Below are 13,705 nucleotides of genomic sequence, written 5' to 3'. Positions count from 1 at the left end.
CCGTTCCGGACCCGGGTCCGGCGCCCACCCGGGTCACGGTCCGGTCGGCGTCCCGTCCCCGGGTGTCGCGGCCGGCCGGGTGACGGCCAGCTCGTCGACCAGCAGGCGGTCGCGGCGCACGTGGCGGCGCCGGTAGGCGATCCGGCTGACCAGGTGCGCGCTGACCGGGGCGGTGAGGAGCTGGAAGAGCGCGACCAGCAGCAGCATCCAGGTCACCGACGACCCCTCCAGCCGGATCGCGGCGCCGGTCATGATCAGCAGCACCCCGACCGCCTGCGGCTTGGTGCCGGCGTGCATCCGGGACAGCACGTCCCGGAAGCGCAGCAGGCCGACCCCGGCGGTGAGGCAGAGGAACGCGCCCAGCAGCAGGCAGGCCATCGCGACGACGTCGGCCACGGAGTCCACGTCGTTCACGGCCGCACCTCCTCGGCGGGGGCGTCGCCGGCCGTCGTGGCCCCCGGCGTGCCGGGGTCGTCGGCCGGCTCGGGCAGCATGCCGCCGACGTAGCGGGCCACCGAGATCGTGCCGACGAAGCCCAGCAGGGCCACCACGACCAGCACCGGGACGACGGTCCGGTCGCGGGTGAGCGCGGCGTAGACGGCCAGCCCGGCGGAGATGATCACCAGCAGCGCGTCGGTGGCGACCACCCGGTCCAGCAAGGAGGGGCCGAGGGCCAGGCGCACGAGCGCGAACAGCACGCCGGTGCCCAGCATCGCGAAGACGAGCACGGAGACGACGGTCATGACGTGGTCCTCTCGTCGAGGGCGGGGGCGGGTGCTGTCGTGGCCGGCGCGGGGGAGTCGAGGGCGGCGATGTCCTCGGCCCGCCCGAACGCGCGCACGACGCGCTCCTCGACGGCGAGCACCGAGGCGCGCTGCCGTTCGACCGCGGCCAGGTCGCGCACCGCCAGCAGGTGCAGCGCGACGGTGCGCTGCTCGCGGTCGAGGTCGATGACGAGCGAGCCGGGCACCAGCGACAGCGACTCGGTGACCAGGGTCAGCAGCAGGTCGGAGTCGGTGCGCAGCGCCACGATGATGATCGCGCCGTCCTCCTGCCGGCCCGGGCGGAGCGCGCCCCAGGCGACCTGGGCGCTGGAGGTGACCAGGTCGAGCACGAAGTGGGCGAGGTAGCGCAGCACCGCGGCCGGGTGGAACGCCGCACCGCCGGTAACCGGGGGCAGCGGGAGCAGCCAGGTGACGGCGATCGCGATGACGGTCCCGGAGATCAGGTTCGCCCAGGACCAGGTGCCCCACAGCAGGTTCCAGACCAGCACCAGGGCCACCAGCAGCGGCACCTGGTCCCGCAGCCGCCGCAGCGCGACGTCGGGGGCGGTCATCGGACCGTCTCCCCGCCGAACACCGACTCCAGGTAGGGCGTGCGGTCGAGCAGGTCCCCGGCGGCGCGGTCGGTGTAGCCGTAGAGCGGGCCGGCGACCACCGTGAGCGCCACGGTCAGCGCCACCATCGCCGAGGCGGCGCCGAGCATCACGCCCGGCAGCGGCCGGTCCGGTCCGGGCCGGGGGTCCAGGTGCCGGTCGCCGAAGCCGTCCTGCGACGGCCCGGTGTCGGTGGCGACGGCGGTGTGCCGGGCCCAGGCCCGGGCCCGGGCCACCGTCCGGGGACGCCGCCTCGTGGCGGTGCTGCCGCCGGGAGCCGGGGCCGGGGTGCCGGCGGTGACCGCGACCGGCTCGGGGGTGGTCTCCGGGCCGGCGTCGGCGGCTGCCGCCGCGGCGGTGTCGGCGCCGGGTGCCTGCACCGCGGGCCGCCAGAAGGCCCGGGTCCAGACCCGGGCGATGGCGACCAGGGTGAGCAGGCTGGTGACGACGGCGCCGCCGACCAGCACCATCGCCGGCCAGCTGCCGTCGGCGACCCCGGCCTCCAGCAGCCCGAGCTTGCCGATGAAGCCCGACAGCGGCGGGATGCCGGCCAGGTTCATCGCCGGCACGAAGAACAGCAGCGCCAGCAGCGGGGAGGAGCGGGCCAGGCCACCGAGCCGGTCGACCGACGTCGACCCGCCTTGGCGCTCGACCAGCCCGGCGACCAGGAACAGCGTGGTCTGGATGGCGATGTGGTGGGCGACGTAGAAGACCGCCCCGGCCAGGCCGGCACTCGTCCCGAGGGCGATGCCGAAGACCATGTAGCCGATGTGGCTGACCAGGGTGAAGGACAGGATCCGGCGGATGTCGGTCTGCGCGACCGCGCCCAGGATGCCGATCACCATGGTGGCCAGCGCCGCCCACATCAGCACGTCGTCCAGCGCCCCGCCGGGGAACAGCAGGGTCTGGGTGCGGATGACGGCGTAGACGCCGACCTTGGTGAGCAGCCCGGCGAAGACGGCGGTGACCGGGGCCGGCGCGGTGGGGTAGCTGTCGGGCAGCCACGCCGACAGCGGGAAGACCGCCGCCTTGATGCAGAAGGCCACGAGCAGCATCGACTGCAGCAGCAGCTGCGTGCCCTCGGGCAGCTCGGCCAGCCGGACGGCGAGCTGGGCCATGTTGACCGTGCCGGTCGCGGCGTAGACGAGCGCGATGGCGGCCAGGAACAGCAGCGAGCTGAGCAGGCTGACCACGATGTAGGTGATGCCGGCCCGGATCCGCGGCGCGGAGCCGCCCAGGGTCAGCAGCACGTAGCTGGCGGTCAGCAGGATCTCGAAGCCGACGTAGAGGTTGAACAGGTCGCCGGCCAGGAAGGCGTTGCTCACGCCGGCGATCAACACCAGGAACGTCGGGTGGAAGATCGACAGCGGCGTCTCCTCGTCGCCGTCGGCCGAGCCCTGGCCCACGGCGAAGACCAGGACGGCGAGGGCCACCGTGCTGGCCACGACCAGCATCAGCGCCGAGAGCCGGTCGACCACCAGCACGACGCCCAGCGGCACCGGCCAGCCGCCGACCGACACCGCGTGCGCGCCGCTCTCGTCGGCCAGCACCAGCAGGGCCACCGACACGGCCAGCACGGCGCTGAGCACCAGGGTGCTGAGCGTCCGCTGGGTCCGCGGGTGCCGGCCGACCAGCAGCGCGCCGGCCGCCCCGAGCAGCGGCAGCAGCACCGGCAGAGGGGTCAGGACGCTGATCACGAGCGGCTCCGCGTCGTCGCGGGCAGGTCCACGTCGTCCGAGGCCGCGACGGGCAGGCTGTCGGCGTGCGCCGCCGGCCGGTCGTCGGGGTCCAGGTCGTCGGGGTCGAGGTCGTCGGCGTCCATCGCCTCGCGGGCGGCGACCCGGCGGTCCTCCTCGTCGACGCCGACCACCTCCTGGCGGACCAGCCGCCAGGAGCGGTAGATCACCGCCAGCAGGAAGGCGGTGATGCCGAAGGTGATGACGACCGCGGTGAGCGCGAAGGCCTGGGGGAGCGGGTCGCTCATCTCCTCGGGTTCGGAGACACCCAGGATCGGCGCCAGGCCGGCCGGGCCTCCGCTGGACAGCAGCAGCAGGTTGGTCGCGTTGCCCAGCAGCAGGAAGCCCAGCAGCACCCGGGTGAGGCTGCGGTCCATCAGCAGGTAGACACCGGCGGCGTACAGGCCGCCGATCACCACGGGCAGGACGACGGTGGGGGTCATCGGACGATCACCTCCTCGGGGGTGGAGTCGACGGGGTCGTCCTCGTCGACCTGGCGGTCCAGCTCTGCACCCAGGCTGCGGAGGACGTCGAGCACGAGGCCCAGCACGATCAGGTAGACGCCGATGTCGAAGAAGAGGCTGGTCACGAGCTTGACGTCGCCCAGCACCGGCAGTGTGGTCTGCAGGATCGCCGTCTGGAGCACCTCGGCGCCCAGGGCGAGCCCGACCACTCCGGTGCCGCCGGCGAACAGCAGCCCGGCGCCCATCAGCAGGCCCGGGTCGACCGGAGCGGCCTCACCGAGCTCGTAGCGGCCGCCGGCCAGGTACCGCAGCACGAGCGCCAGCCCGGCCACCAGTCCGCCGGCGAAGCCGCCGCCGGGCTCGTTGTGCCCGGTGAACAGCAGGTACAGGGAGAACACGACGATCGTGTGGAACAGCACCCGGGTGACCACCTCGAGCACCACCGACCGGCGCTGCGGGGGCAGCGTCGCGCTGGCGGCGAGCCAGCGGTTGCGGGGGGCCCAGCGGGCCGGGGGCGCGGCCGGGGCCTGGCCGGGTGCGCGCTCGACGGTCCCGGTGCGCCGACGCAGGAACACCAGGCTGGCCACGCCGGTGGCGGCCACGACCAGCAGGGAGATCTCACCGAGGGTGTCCCAGGCGCGGATGTCGACCAGGGTGACGTTGACGATGTTCTCCCCGCCACCGAAGGAGTAGGCCTCCGCCGGGTAGTCGACCGACACCGGCGCGGCGGTGCGGGCGGCCAGCGCCACCGCACCCACGGCGGCCATGAAGGCGCCGACGCAGACGGCGATCACGCCGCGGAAGGCGCGCTCACGGGGCCGGTGCCGCTCGGTGATGTCCTTGGGCAGCTTGCGCAGCACCAGCACGAAGGTGACCAGGGACAGCGTCTCGACCAGGAACTGGGTCAGGGCCAGGTCGGGTGCCCCCTGCAGCACGAACAGCACGGCCAGGGCGTAGCCGGTCACGCCGACGACCAGCACCGCCGACAGCCGCTGCCGGATCCGCACGGCCAGCACCGCGGCGACCAGCGCGGTGGCGCCGACCAGGGCCTGGACGGGGGAGTCCCACGCCCGCCACTCGTCGGGCCACGGCGCGCGGAACACCAGCACGCTGCCGGGCAGCGCCAGGACGACGACCAGGATCGTGCCGAGGTAGGCCGGCAGGGAGCCGCGCTGGGTGGTGCCGGTGACCAGCACCGCGAGGCGGTCCAGGCCCTGCATCGTGTTCCAGTAGCCCTCGTCGGCCGACGCCCCGACGGCCAGCCGCTGCTGCAGCCGGGTGACCCGGGCGCGCACGGCGAACAGGGCGGCACCACCGATGACGGTCACCGCGGACAGCGCCAGCGCCGGCTGCAGGCCGTGCCAGAGCGCCAGGTGCTCGGCCTCGGGGGCGATCAGCGGCAGGGCGGCGGCGTGCCCGGTGACCAGCCGGTCGAGCAGCGGGCTGGCCGGTCCGAGCGCGAGCCCGCACAGCGCGAGGACGGCGGGGGCGGTGAGGAACAGCGCGGCCGGCGGGTGGACCAGCTCGGCGGGCTCGGTCGCGGCCAGCCCGGGCTTGCGGGCGAACGCCCCCCAGACGAAGCGGGCCGAGTACGCCACGGTCAGCACCGAGCCGAGCACGAGGCCGGTCAGCACCACGAGCGCCGTCGTCCGGTCGGGGAGCCCGCCGTCGAGCAGGGCGGTGAAGGCCGCCTCCTTGCCGACGAAGCCCAGCATCGGCGGGAGGCCGGCCATGGAGGCCGCGGCCAGCGTGCCGATGACGGCCACCACCGGCAGCCGCCGGCCCAGGCCGGACAGCCGGCGCAGGTCGCGGACGCCGGTGGCGTGGTCGATCACCCCGACGGTGAGGAAGAGGGTGGACTTGAACAGCGCGTGCGCGACGGTCATCACCAGTCCCGCGGCGGCCAGCTCGGCGCTGCCGGCGCCGACCAGGACCATCAGGAAGCCCAGTTGGCTGACGGTGCCGAAGGCGAGCAGGAGCTTGAGGTCGTGCTGGCGCAGGGCGCGGTAGCCGCCCACGAGCATCGTGGCCAGGCCCAGACCCAGCACGATCGGCCGCCAGCCGGGGACCTCGGCCAGGCCGGGGGCCAACCGGGCGACCAGGTAGATGCCGCCCTTCACCATGGCCGCGGCGTGCAGGTAGGCGCTGACCGGTGTGGGTGCCTCCATGGCCGCGGGCAGCCAGAAGTGGAAGGGCACCATCGCCGACTTCGTGATCGCCCCGACGAGCACCAGCACCGTGCCGGCGACCAGGAGCGGGCCGCTGCCCGGGTCGGCGACGACCTCCGAGAGCAGGAAGCTGCCGCTGGCCGAGCCCAGCAGGATCAGCCCGACGAGCATCGCCAGCCCGCCGGCGGTGGTGAGCACCAGCGCCTGGCTGGCGGCGCGCCGCCCGGCCAGCCGGCCGCCCGAGCCGCCGATCAGCAGGAACGAGAAGACGGTCGTGAGCTCCCAGAACACGTAGAGCAGGAGCATGTCGTCGGCCAGGACGAGGCCGAGCATGGAGCCGGCGAAGGCGGTGAGCGTGCCGGCGAACCGGCCCAGGCCCTCGTCGTCGGCCTCGAAGTAGCGCGAGCAGTAGACGAGCACGAGCGCGCCGACCCCGGTGACCAGGGCGGCGATGGTGAGCGAGAGCTGGTCCAGGCGCAGCGTGATCGCCAGGTCCAGGGTGGGGATCCACGAGGTGGTCTCGGTGACCGCGCGGCCGTCGGTGACCGCGGACAACTGCGCCAGCACCCAGACGAAGGCCGCGCCGGGGACCAGGGCCAGCGCCAGGTAGGCCGGCCGGCCCCACCAGCGGACGAGGAGCGGGGCGGCCAGGGCGGCCACCAGGTGCAGGGCGAGCAGTGCGGTCATGCGTCTCCCGGGTAGGACGGGCGGCGGTGAGGCCAGCCTAACAGGGGCTTTCGATTTGTTCGACTTGAGCGATCTGAGCGGCCTATGCTCTCCGCGTGCACTCCGCAGCCGCTGCCGAACACACGGTCGACCCGCCGGCCGACCCCGCCGTCACCGCGCAGCTGACCGAGCTGCTCGCGGCCCTGCCCGCAGGCGTCTCCTGGTCGGCCGGTCCCGGTGGCGGCGACCGGCGGCCGCTGCCGGCCGAGCTGGTCGAGGTGCTGCAGCTCGCCGCGGCCGCCTTGGCCGAGGGGCGGCCGGTCACCCTGTCCTGCCACGAGCCGGTGCTGTCGACCCAGCAGGCCGCGGTGCTGCTGGGCGTCAGCCGGCCCACGCTGGTCCGGCTGCTGGACTCCGGCGTCATCCCCTACGACCAGCCCCGGCGCCACCGCCGGGTGCGGCTGGCCGACCTGCTCGCCTACCAGGACCGCTGCCACCACGCCGAGCGCGCCGCCGGGACCCCGCCGGCATGAGGCAGGGTCCCCGTCGGGGGCCGGGCTCGGCGGTGGGGCCCCTGCAGCGGGGCCGGGACGGCGCGTCGCCAGGGCCGTTACGGTGTGCGGCGTGCAGCTGACCGTCGTCGACCACCCGCTCGCCCGTGCCCGCCTGTCGAAGATGCGGGACGAGCGCAGCGACAACGCCACCTTCCGCGCCGCGCTGCGGGACCTGACGACGTTCCTGGTCTACGAGGCCACCCGCGACCTCGGCGTGGCCGAGGACCAGATCACCACCCCGGTCACCACCACCACCGGCTACCGGCTGGCCAGCCCGCCGCTGATCGTCCCGGTGCTGCGCGCGGGCCTGGGCATGGCCGAGACCGCGCACAGCATGCTGCCGGAGTCGCAGATGGGCTTCGTCGGCCTGGCCCGCAACGAGGTCACCTTCGAGCCCGAGCCCTACATGGCCTCGCTGCCGGCCACGCTGGTCGACCGGCACGTCTTCGTCCTGGACCCGATGCTGGCCACCGGCGGCTCACTGGTGAACTGCTGCACCCTGCTCACCGACCGCGGCGCCACCGACATCACCGTGCTCTGCGCCCTCGCCGCCCCCGAGGGGCTGCAGCGGCTGGAGGAGTCCGGGTTGCCGCTGCGGGTGTTCACCGCCAGCGTCGACGAGCGGCTCAACGAGAACGCCTACATCGTCCCGGGCCTCGGCGACGCCGGCGACCGCCAGTTCGGCGCGGTCTGAACACGACGCAGTGAGCCTCGCAGCGAGCACGAGCATGACCGTGGGTGGACCCGAGAAGGGAGTCTGAGGTGCGCTTCGGCGTCCTGGGCACCGGCTTCTGGGCCCGCACCGTGCACGCGGCGTCGCTGGCCGGGCACCCCGGCGCCGAGCTCGCCGGCATCTGGGGCCGCGACCTGACCAAGGCCCAGGAGGCCGGCGCGGAGTTCGACGTCCCTGGCACCGACGACCTCGACGCGCTGCTGGCCGACGTCGACGCGGTCAGCATCTCGCTGCCGCCGGACGTGCAGGCCCCGCTCGCCGAGCGCGCCGCCGCCGCCGGCAAGCACCTGCTGCTGGAGAAGCCGGTGGCCCTGTCGGTCGCTGCCGCCGACCGGGTGGTCGCCGCCGCCGAGGAGGCCGGCGTGGCCTCGGTCGTCTTCTTCACCAACCGCTACCGGACGGCGACCTCCACCTGGCTGGAGCAGGCCGCCCGGACGACGCTGACCGGCGGCTCGGTCACCTGGCTGGGCTCGCTGGCCGGCACCCCGTTCGACGCCTCGCCGTGGCGGCACGAGCACGGCGCACTGTGGGACGTCGGCCCGCACGCGCTGTCGCTGCTGGTGCCCGCGCTGGGCCCGGTCACCGCGGTCTCCGCCGGCGCCGGGCTGGGCGACCTGGTGCACCTGGTGCTCACCCACACCGAGGGCCGCACGAGCACGGTCACCCTCAGCTCGACCGCGGCCCCGCTGGCGGCCGGCATCGAGTCGTGGGTGCACGGCGACGCCGGCCGGCTGGTGCTGCTGCCGGAGTCCGACACCGCCGTCGACGCCCACCGGGTGGCCGTCGACGAGCTGCAGGCCGCGGCGCTAACCGGGGGTGCGCACCCCTGCGACGCGGCCTTCGGCCGGGACGTCGTCCGGGTGCTGGAGGCCGCGCAGCGGTCGCTGGCCAGCGGCTGCCGGGAGACCGTGGCGGCGTGACCGGCCAGGACGCCTGCCCGCCCCGGACCCCGGCCGCGGGGACACTGGGCGCGTGAGCATCTGGGAGTGGTACGTGCGCCGGGGGCGGATCGACCGGCGCACCTGGTGGCTGCAGTACGCCCTGCCGGTGGCGGCGCTCAGCGTGCTGGCCCTGTTCGCCGACCTGGCGCTGGGCAACACCGACCTGCAGCGGATGGTGGAGACCGGGGTGCCGGACTACGGGCCCTTCGTGCAGGTCGTCGGGCTGCTGACGCTGCCGGCCTCGATCTCCGGTGCGGTCACCCGGCTGCACGACCGCGGGCTGCCGGCCTGGCTGATGCTGATCGTGTTCGTCCCGCTGTTCGGCCAGCTCGCGCTGCTGGGCCTCACCGGCTTCGTCCGGGGCGAGGCCGGCCCCAACCGGTACGGTCCGCCGCCGGGGAGGCCGCCGGCCGGTGCCAGCGAGCACCTGTACGTGCCGCCGACCTGGACCTGACCCGCCCTCGCCCGGGGCCGGCGGTCACCAGCCGGTGAGCTCCTGCAGCCTCGGTGCCAACAGCGGGGCCGTGGAGCGCATGTAGGTCGCCGTCACGTGCTGGCGGTCGAGGAACACCCGGACGTTGCCGACCACGACCGGGCAGGTGTCGTCGGCGCAGAAGAACGACCGGGTGTCCAGCAGGTCCACGCCCGCGGGCAGGCCCGGCGCGACGGTCTCCAGCAGGCCCTCGGTGTAGACCGCGGACGGCGCGATGTCACAGGCGGTCGAGTCCGTGCCCGCCGCGGCCGTGCAGTCCGGCACGTCGTCGGGGTGGCGCGGGCTGTCCCGCATGCCGACCACCCGCAGCCCGGCGTCCGACAGCTGCTGCCATGCGGCGACGAACCCCGGCGGCACGGTCTCCTCGCCGGGGGCGTAGCCGGTGCGGGTGCCCAGGGCGACGACGAGGTCGGGGGCTAGGGAGACGATCGTGGGGACGAGCCCGGCCCGCCAGGTCACGCACTCCTCGTAGCCGGGCCACCCCTCCTCGATGAACTCGGACTCGGTGGACAGGTTGCACCCGCCCCGCACGATCGAGACCACCTGCCACGAGCGGTCCTCGGCCAGGGCGGCGAGCGGCGGGATCCACTGCGCGGCGTGGGAGTCGCCGACCACCACGATGCGCCGCTCGCTGTCGTCGCCGCCGAGCACGCACAGCTCGGTCTCCCCGGGGGCGGTCGGGTCCTCCTGGACGGTGCAGTCCTGGCTGGCCAGGCGCGGCCAGTCGTCCCGGACCACCGACGGTGGCGGCAGGGGGTCCCGCACGGGCACGCCGGCGGCGGCGCTGAGCAACGCGGCGGCGCCGGGGTAGGCCGGGTCGGCGGCCGCAGCGGCGACCCGGGCGGTCTCGCGGTCCAGCCAGGCGACCGTGCCCAGGCCCGAGCCCAGCAGGGGCAGGGTGCACGCCAGCACCACACCGAGCGCGGCGACCGGACGCAGGCGGCGCAGGCCCCGGGTCGAGGGCTGCTCGACCAGCCGGGTGGTGAGGGCCGCCAGCACGCACGACAGCGCGATGACGGCGACGGCGCCGTGGGCCGAGGGGGACTCGCGGCCGGTGTGCACCAGGTAGAGGACCAGCACCGGCCAGTGCCACAGGTACAGGGAGAAGGAGATCCGGCCGAGGTCGCCCAGCAAGGGCAGGGACAGCAGCCGGTGCACGCCCCATCGGCCACCGCCGTCGCCGGCGAGCAGGACCGCCACCGCGCAGGCCACCGGCCAGGCCGCCTGCCACCCGGGGAAGAGCCGCGCGCCGTCGACCAGCGTCCCGCATGCGACGAGGGCGACCACACCACCCCAGCCCAGCGCCGCCGCCAGCCGTGGGCCGGGCCGCGCGTCGGCCAGCAGCAACGCGACCAGCGCCCCCGCGCCGAGCTCCCACAGCCGGGGGAGGGTGGAGAAGTAGGCGACCTGCTGGTCGGCCGCCGTGCTCACCAGCGACCAGGCGAACGAGGCGCCGGTCACCGCGGCCACCCCGGCGACGGCGGCCTGCCGGCCTGTGACCCGCCCGGTCCTGCCGCGGAGCAGGGCGGCCGCGGCCGCGACCACCACAGGGCTGACGACCATGACCTGGAGCTGGATCGACAGCGACCAGAAGTGCTGGAAGGGGCTGGCCGCGGCGTTGCTGGCGCTGTAGTCGACCGCCTCCTGCACGAGGCGGTGGTTCTCCCGGAAGGTCGTCGAGGCGAGCAGGTGCAGGGCGATCTCCCGCCAGCGCGACTGCGGCACCACCAGTGCGCTCACCACGAGCGTGGTGGCCAGCACCAGCAGCGACACCGGCAGCAGCCGGGTCAGCGTCCGGGAGACCGTGGCCAGCACGCCCACCCGTCCGGTGCGGCGGAGCTGGCCCTGCAGGGTGAGGACGAGGAAGAAGCCGCTGAGGACGAGGAAGACGTCGACGCCACCGGACACCCGCCCGCTGAACACGTGGTACCCGACGACGAGGGCCACGGCGAGCGCGCGCAGCCCCTCGATCTCCGTGCGGTGGCGGCGCGTGAGGACCGGCGCCGGCGGGGACTTCTGGTCGAGCAAGGACAAGAGGGACCCTTCGGTGGTGCCGTGCCGTGCTGGTCTGAGAGGGCGGGCCAGAGGCCGGCCCGCGCCCTCAGAGTCCCAGAGCGGTGGACATCTCCGTGCGCAGCCGGTCCAGCTCGTCGGCGCCGCGCCCGCGTGCCGCGGCCACGCCGGCCCGGTCCACCACCGGGACGACGGTCTCCAGGTAGGCCTTGAGCTTGGGCTCGGTCCCGCTGGGCCGCACGATCACCCGCACGCCCTCGCCCCGCAGCCGGACCGCGTCCACCGGGGGCTGGGCGTCCGCGAGGTCGGTGACCTCGACGTCCCGGCCGAGCAGCTGCGCCGGGGGAGCGGCCCGCAGCCGGGCCATCGCGTCGGAGATGCGGGTGAGGTCCTCGACCCGCACCGACAGCTGGCCGGTGGCGTGCAGCCCGTGCTCGACGGCCAGCTCGTCGAGCCGGTCGGTGAGCGTGCGGCCGTCGGCGGCGAGCTCGGCGGCCAGCAGGGCGACGGCGAGGGCCGCGGAGACGCCGTCCTTGTCGTGGGCGACCGAGGGGGTGACCGCGTAGCCCAGCGCCTCCTCGTAGCCGAACACCAGCGGCGCCTGCGCCGAACCGGCCCGGATGATCCACTTGAAGCCGGTCGGGGTCTCCTCGGCCGGCACGCCGTGCGCCCGGGCCAGCTCGCCCAGCAGCGAGCCGCTGACCAGCGACCGGGCGTAGGTGCCGCGCACCCCGCGGCGCAGCAGCCAGTCGGCCAGCAGCACGCCGACCTCGTCGCCGGTCAGCTGCCGGTCGTCGCAGACCACCGAGCAGCGGTCGGCGTCGGGGTCCTCGGCGATGGCCACGTGGGCGTCCACCTGGACGGCCAGGTCGACCAGCAGGTCGACCGCGCCGGGCTCCTCCGGGTTCGGGAAGGCCACGGTCGGGAAGGTCGGGTCGGGCCGGTCCTGCTGGGGGACGGCGTGCAGCGGGGCGAAGCCGGCGGCGTCGAACACCCGGCGGGTGGTCGCCGAGCCGACGCCGTGCATCGCCGTGTAGGCCACGCGCAGCCGCTGCCGGTCGGCCAGCGGCACCCGGCCGGGCTGCAGGGCGTCGACCACGGCCGCGACGTAGTCGGCCTCGACGTCGTCGCCCAGGGTGTGCCAGTCGTCGGAGAGCGGCACCTCGCGGGCCGGGCCGACCGCGGCGATCGCGGCCTCGATCTCCCGGTCGGCCGGCGGCACCAGCTGGGCGCCGTCGCCGAGGTAGACCTTGTAGCCGTTGTCCTGGGGCGGGTTGTGGCTGGCGGTCACCATCACCCCGGCGACGCAGCCCAGGTGCCGGACGGCGAAGGACAGCACCGGCGTCGGCAGCGGCCGGGGCAGCACCTGCACGGCGAAGCCGGCGCCGGCGAGCACCGCGGCGGAGGCGTGCGCGAACTCGTCGGAGCGGTGCCGGGCGTCGTACCCCAGGACGACCCCGCCGCCGGCGTGCCCCTGCGCGGTCAGCCAGGCGCCCAGTCCGGCGGCGGCGCGGGTGACCACGGCGGCGTTCATGCCCGCGGGCCCGGCGCGCAGCGGTCCGCGCAGCCCCGCGGTGCCGAAGGTCAGCGGCCCGGTGAACCGGCGGGCCAGCTCGGGAAGGTCCCCGGCGGCGACCAGCGCCTCGACCTCGGCCCGGTCACCGGCGTGCGCGTCGTCCGCGGCCCAGGCGCGTGCCTGGCCCAGGACGTCGTCCGGCCCGGTCACGGCAGCCGGCTGATCAGCTGGACCAGGAACTGACCGAGCCGGCCGGCGGCCTCCTTGCCCGCGGCGAGGACCTCGCCGTGGTCCAGCGCCTCGCCGGTGATGCCGGCCGCGGCGTTGGTGACCATCGACAGGCCGAAGACCTCGACGCCGGCGGCGCGGGCCGCGATCGCCTCGAGCGCGGTGGACATGCCGACCAGGTCCGCGCCCATCGTGCGCAGCATCCGGATCTCGGCCGGGGTCTCGAAGTGCGGGCCGGGGAGGGCGGCGTAGACGCCCTCGACCAGGCTCGGGTCGATCTCCTGCGCCAGCGCGCGCAGCCGGGCCGAGTACAGGTCGGTGAGGTCGATGAACGTGGCGCCGACCAGCGGCGAGGTCGCGGTCAGGTTCAGGTGGTCGCTGATCAGCACCGCCTGGCCCACGCGGTGGTCGGGTGAGAGCCCGCCGGCGGCGTTGGTGAGCAGCACGGTGCGCACCCCGGCGGCGGCCGCGGTGCGGATGCCGTGCACGACCGGCTGCACGCCGCGGCCCTCGTAGAGGTGGGTGCGGCCCAGGAACAGCAGTACCTTCCGGTCCCCGACGGACACCGAGCGCACCTCGCCGCCGTGCCCGCTGACGGTGGGGGCGGAGAAGCCGGGCAGCTCCCCGATCGGCACGCTGGCCAGCGTCCCCCCGAAGGCGTCGGCCGCGGGCGCCCAGCCCGAGCCCATCACCACGGCGACGTCGTGCCGGCCGCCGAGTGCGGCGGTGAGGTCCTCGGCGGCGCGGGCGGCCAGGACGGTGGGGTCGGCGGGGGAGGGGTTCGGCGAGCTCACGGACCGACGCTAACGCAGGGGGCG

The 13,705-nt window shown here is 75.2% G+C and carries 13 protein-coding genes; 4 read left to right on the top strand and 9 right to left on the bottom strand.

All coding sequences use genetic code 11. The features are described 5' to 3' along the window. Positions 1-33: 33 nt before the first annotated feature. From mnhG to O2W14_RS13155, 6 genes are read right to left on the bottom strand one after another with little or no spacing between them, the layout of a single operon-like run. Positions 34-414, bottom strand: a complete 381-nt coding sequence (mnhG, locus tag O2W14_RS13180; protein WP_269176552.1) for a monovalent cation/H(+) antiporter subunit G — start codon at positions 412-414, stop codon at positions 34-36. Next, positions 411-743, bottom strand: coding sequence for a monovalent cation/H+ antiporter complex subunit F (locus tag O2W14_RS13175; protein ID WP_269176551.1), 333 nt, complete (start codon positions 741-743; stop codon positions 411-413). Before O2W14_RS13175 ends, mnhG begins: the two co-directional genes overlap by 4 nt. Then, positions 740-1,336, bottom strand: a complete 597-nt coding sequence (locus O2W14_RS13170; protein WP_269176550.1) for a Na+/H+ antiporter subunit E — start codon at positions 1,334-1,336, stop codon at positions 740-742. Before O2W14_RS13170 ends, O2W14_RS13175 begins: the two co-directional genes overlap by 4 nt. Further along, positions 1,333-3,072 (bottom strand): Na+/H+ antiporter subunit D, encoded by a 1,740-nt coding sequence (locus tag O2W14_RS13165; RefSeq protein ID WP_269176549.1) that lies wholly within the window; start codon positions 3,070-3,072, stop codon positions 1,333-1,335. The genes O2W14_RS13170 and O2W14_RS13165 overlap by 4 nt, the downstream gene beginning before the upstream one ends. After that, positions 3,069-3,554 (bottom strand): Na(+)/H(+) antiporter subunit C, encoded by a 486-nt coding sequence (locus O2W14_RS13160; RefSeq protein WP_269176548.1) that lies wholly within the window; start codon positions 3,552-3,554, stop codon positions 3,069-3,071. Before O2W14_RS13160 ends, O2W14_RS13165 begins: the two co-directional genes overlap by 4 nt. Further along, on the bottom strand, positions 3,551-6,430 hold the full coding sequence (locus tag O2W14_RS13155) for a Na+/H+ antiporter subunit A (protein WP_269176547.1): 2,880 nt from the start codon (positions 6,428-6,430) through the stop codon (positions 3,551-3,553). The genes O2W14_RS13160 and O2W14_RS13155 overlap by 4 nt, the downstream gene beginning before the upstream one ends. A 95-nt stretch (positions 6,431-6,525) precedes the next feature. On the opposite strand from O2W14_RS13155, the gene O2W14_RS13150 reads away from it, so the two are divergent. From O2W14_RS13150 to O2W14_RS13135, 4 genes are all read left to right on the top strand, one after another. Then, positions 6,526-6,942, top strand: coding sequence for a helix-turn-helix domain-containing protein (locus O2W14_RS13150; protein ID WP_269176546.1), 417 nt, complete (start codon positions 6,526-6,528; stop codon positions 6,940-6,942). A 91-nt stretch (positions 6,943-7,033) separates the two neighbouring features. After that, positions 7,034-7,657 carry a uracil phosphoribosyltransferase gene (gene upp, locus O2W14_RS13145; RefSeq protein ID WP_269176545.1) on the top strand — a complete coding sequence of 208 codons (624 nt, stop codon included), beginning with the start codon at positions 7,034-7,036 and terminating at the stop codon, positions 7,655-7,657. A gap of 68 nt (positions 7,658-7,725) precedes the next feature. Continuing rightward, positions 7,726-8,616 carry a Gfo/Idh/MocA family protein gene (locus O2W14_RS13140; RefSeq protein WP_269176544.1) on the top strand — a complete coding sequence of 297 codons (891 nt, stop codon included), beginning with the start codon at positions 7,726-7,728 and terminating at the stop codon, positions 8,614-8,616. Between the two features lie 52 nt (positions 8,617-8,668). Further along, a complete protein-coding gene (locus O2W14_RS13135; RefSeq protein ID WP_269176543.1) occupies positions 8,669-9,091 on the top strand; it encodes a DUF805 domain-containing protein in 423 nt (140 codons plus the stop codon). Positions 9,092-9,115: 24 nt separating this feature from the next. On the opposite strand, the gene O2W14_RS13130 is transcribed toward O2W14_RS13135, so the two are convergent. The 3 genes from O2W14_RS13130 to O2W14_RS13120 form a co-directional block, all read right to left on the bottom strand. Then, positions 9,116-11,164, bottom strand: coding sequence for an acyltransferase family protein (locus tag O2W14_RS13130; RefSeq protein ID WP_269176542.1), 2,049 nt, complete (start codon positions 11,162-11,164; stop codon positions 9,116-9,118). Between the two features lie 67 nt (positions 11,165-11,231). Continuing rightward, positions 11,232-12,869 (bottom strand): phospho-sugar mutase, encoded by a 1,638-nt coding sequence (locus tag O2W14_RS13125; RefSeq protein ID WP_269176541.1) that lies wholly within the window; start codon positions 12,867-12,869, stop codon positions 11,232-11,234. Further along, entirely contained in the window at positions 12,866-13,681 is an 816-nt protein-coding gene (locus O2W14_RS13120) for a purine-nucleoside phosphorylase (protein WP_269176540.1), read from the bottom strand. The genes O2W14_RS13125 and O2W14_RS13120 overlap by 4 nt, the downstream gene beginning before the upstream one ends. Positions 13,682-13,705: the final 24 nt, after the last annotated feature.

Source organism: Modestobacter sp. VKM Ac-2986 (assembly GCF_026967795.1).
In the GTDB taxonomy this organism is placed as follows: Bacteria; Actinomycetota; Actinomycetes; order Mycobacteriales; family Geodermatophilaceae; genus Modestobacter.
Note: the sequence above shows the minus strand (reverse complement) of the source record. Positions and strands in the feature narration are given on the sequence as shown.

Excerpts from the sequence above, each read along its gene's own strand:
- O2W14_RS13175 (WP_269176551.1), bottom strand. The coding sequence starts at position 743 with ATGACCGTCGTCTCCGTGCTCGTCTTCGCGATGCTGGGCACCGGCGTG.
- O2W14_RS13170 (WP_269176550.1), bottom strand. The coding sequence starts at position 1,336 with ATGACCGCCCCCGACGTCGCGCTGCGGCGGCTGCGGGACCAGGTGCCG.
- O2W14_RS13160 (WP_269176548.1), bottom strand. The coding sequence starts at position 3,554 with ATGACCCCCACCGTCGTCCTGCCCGTGGTGATCGGCGGCCTGTACGCC.
- O2W14_RS13155 (WP_269176547.1), bottom strand. The coding sequence starts at position 6,430 with ATGACCGCACTGCTCGCCCTGCACCTGGTGGCCGCCCTGGCCGCCCCG.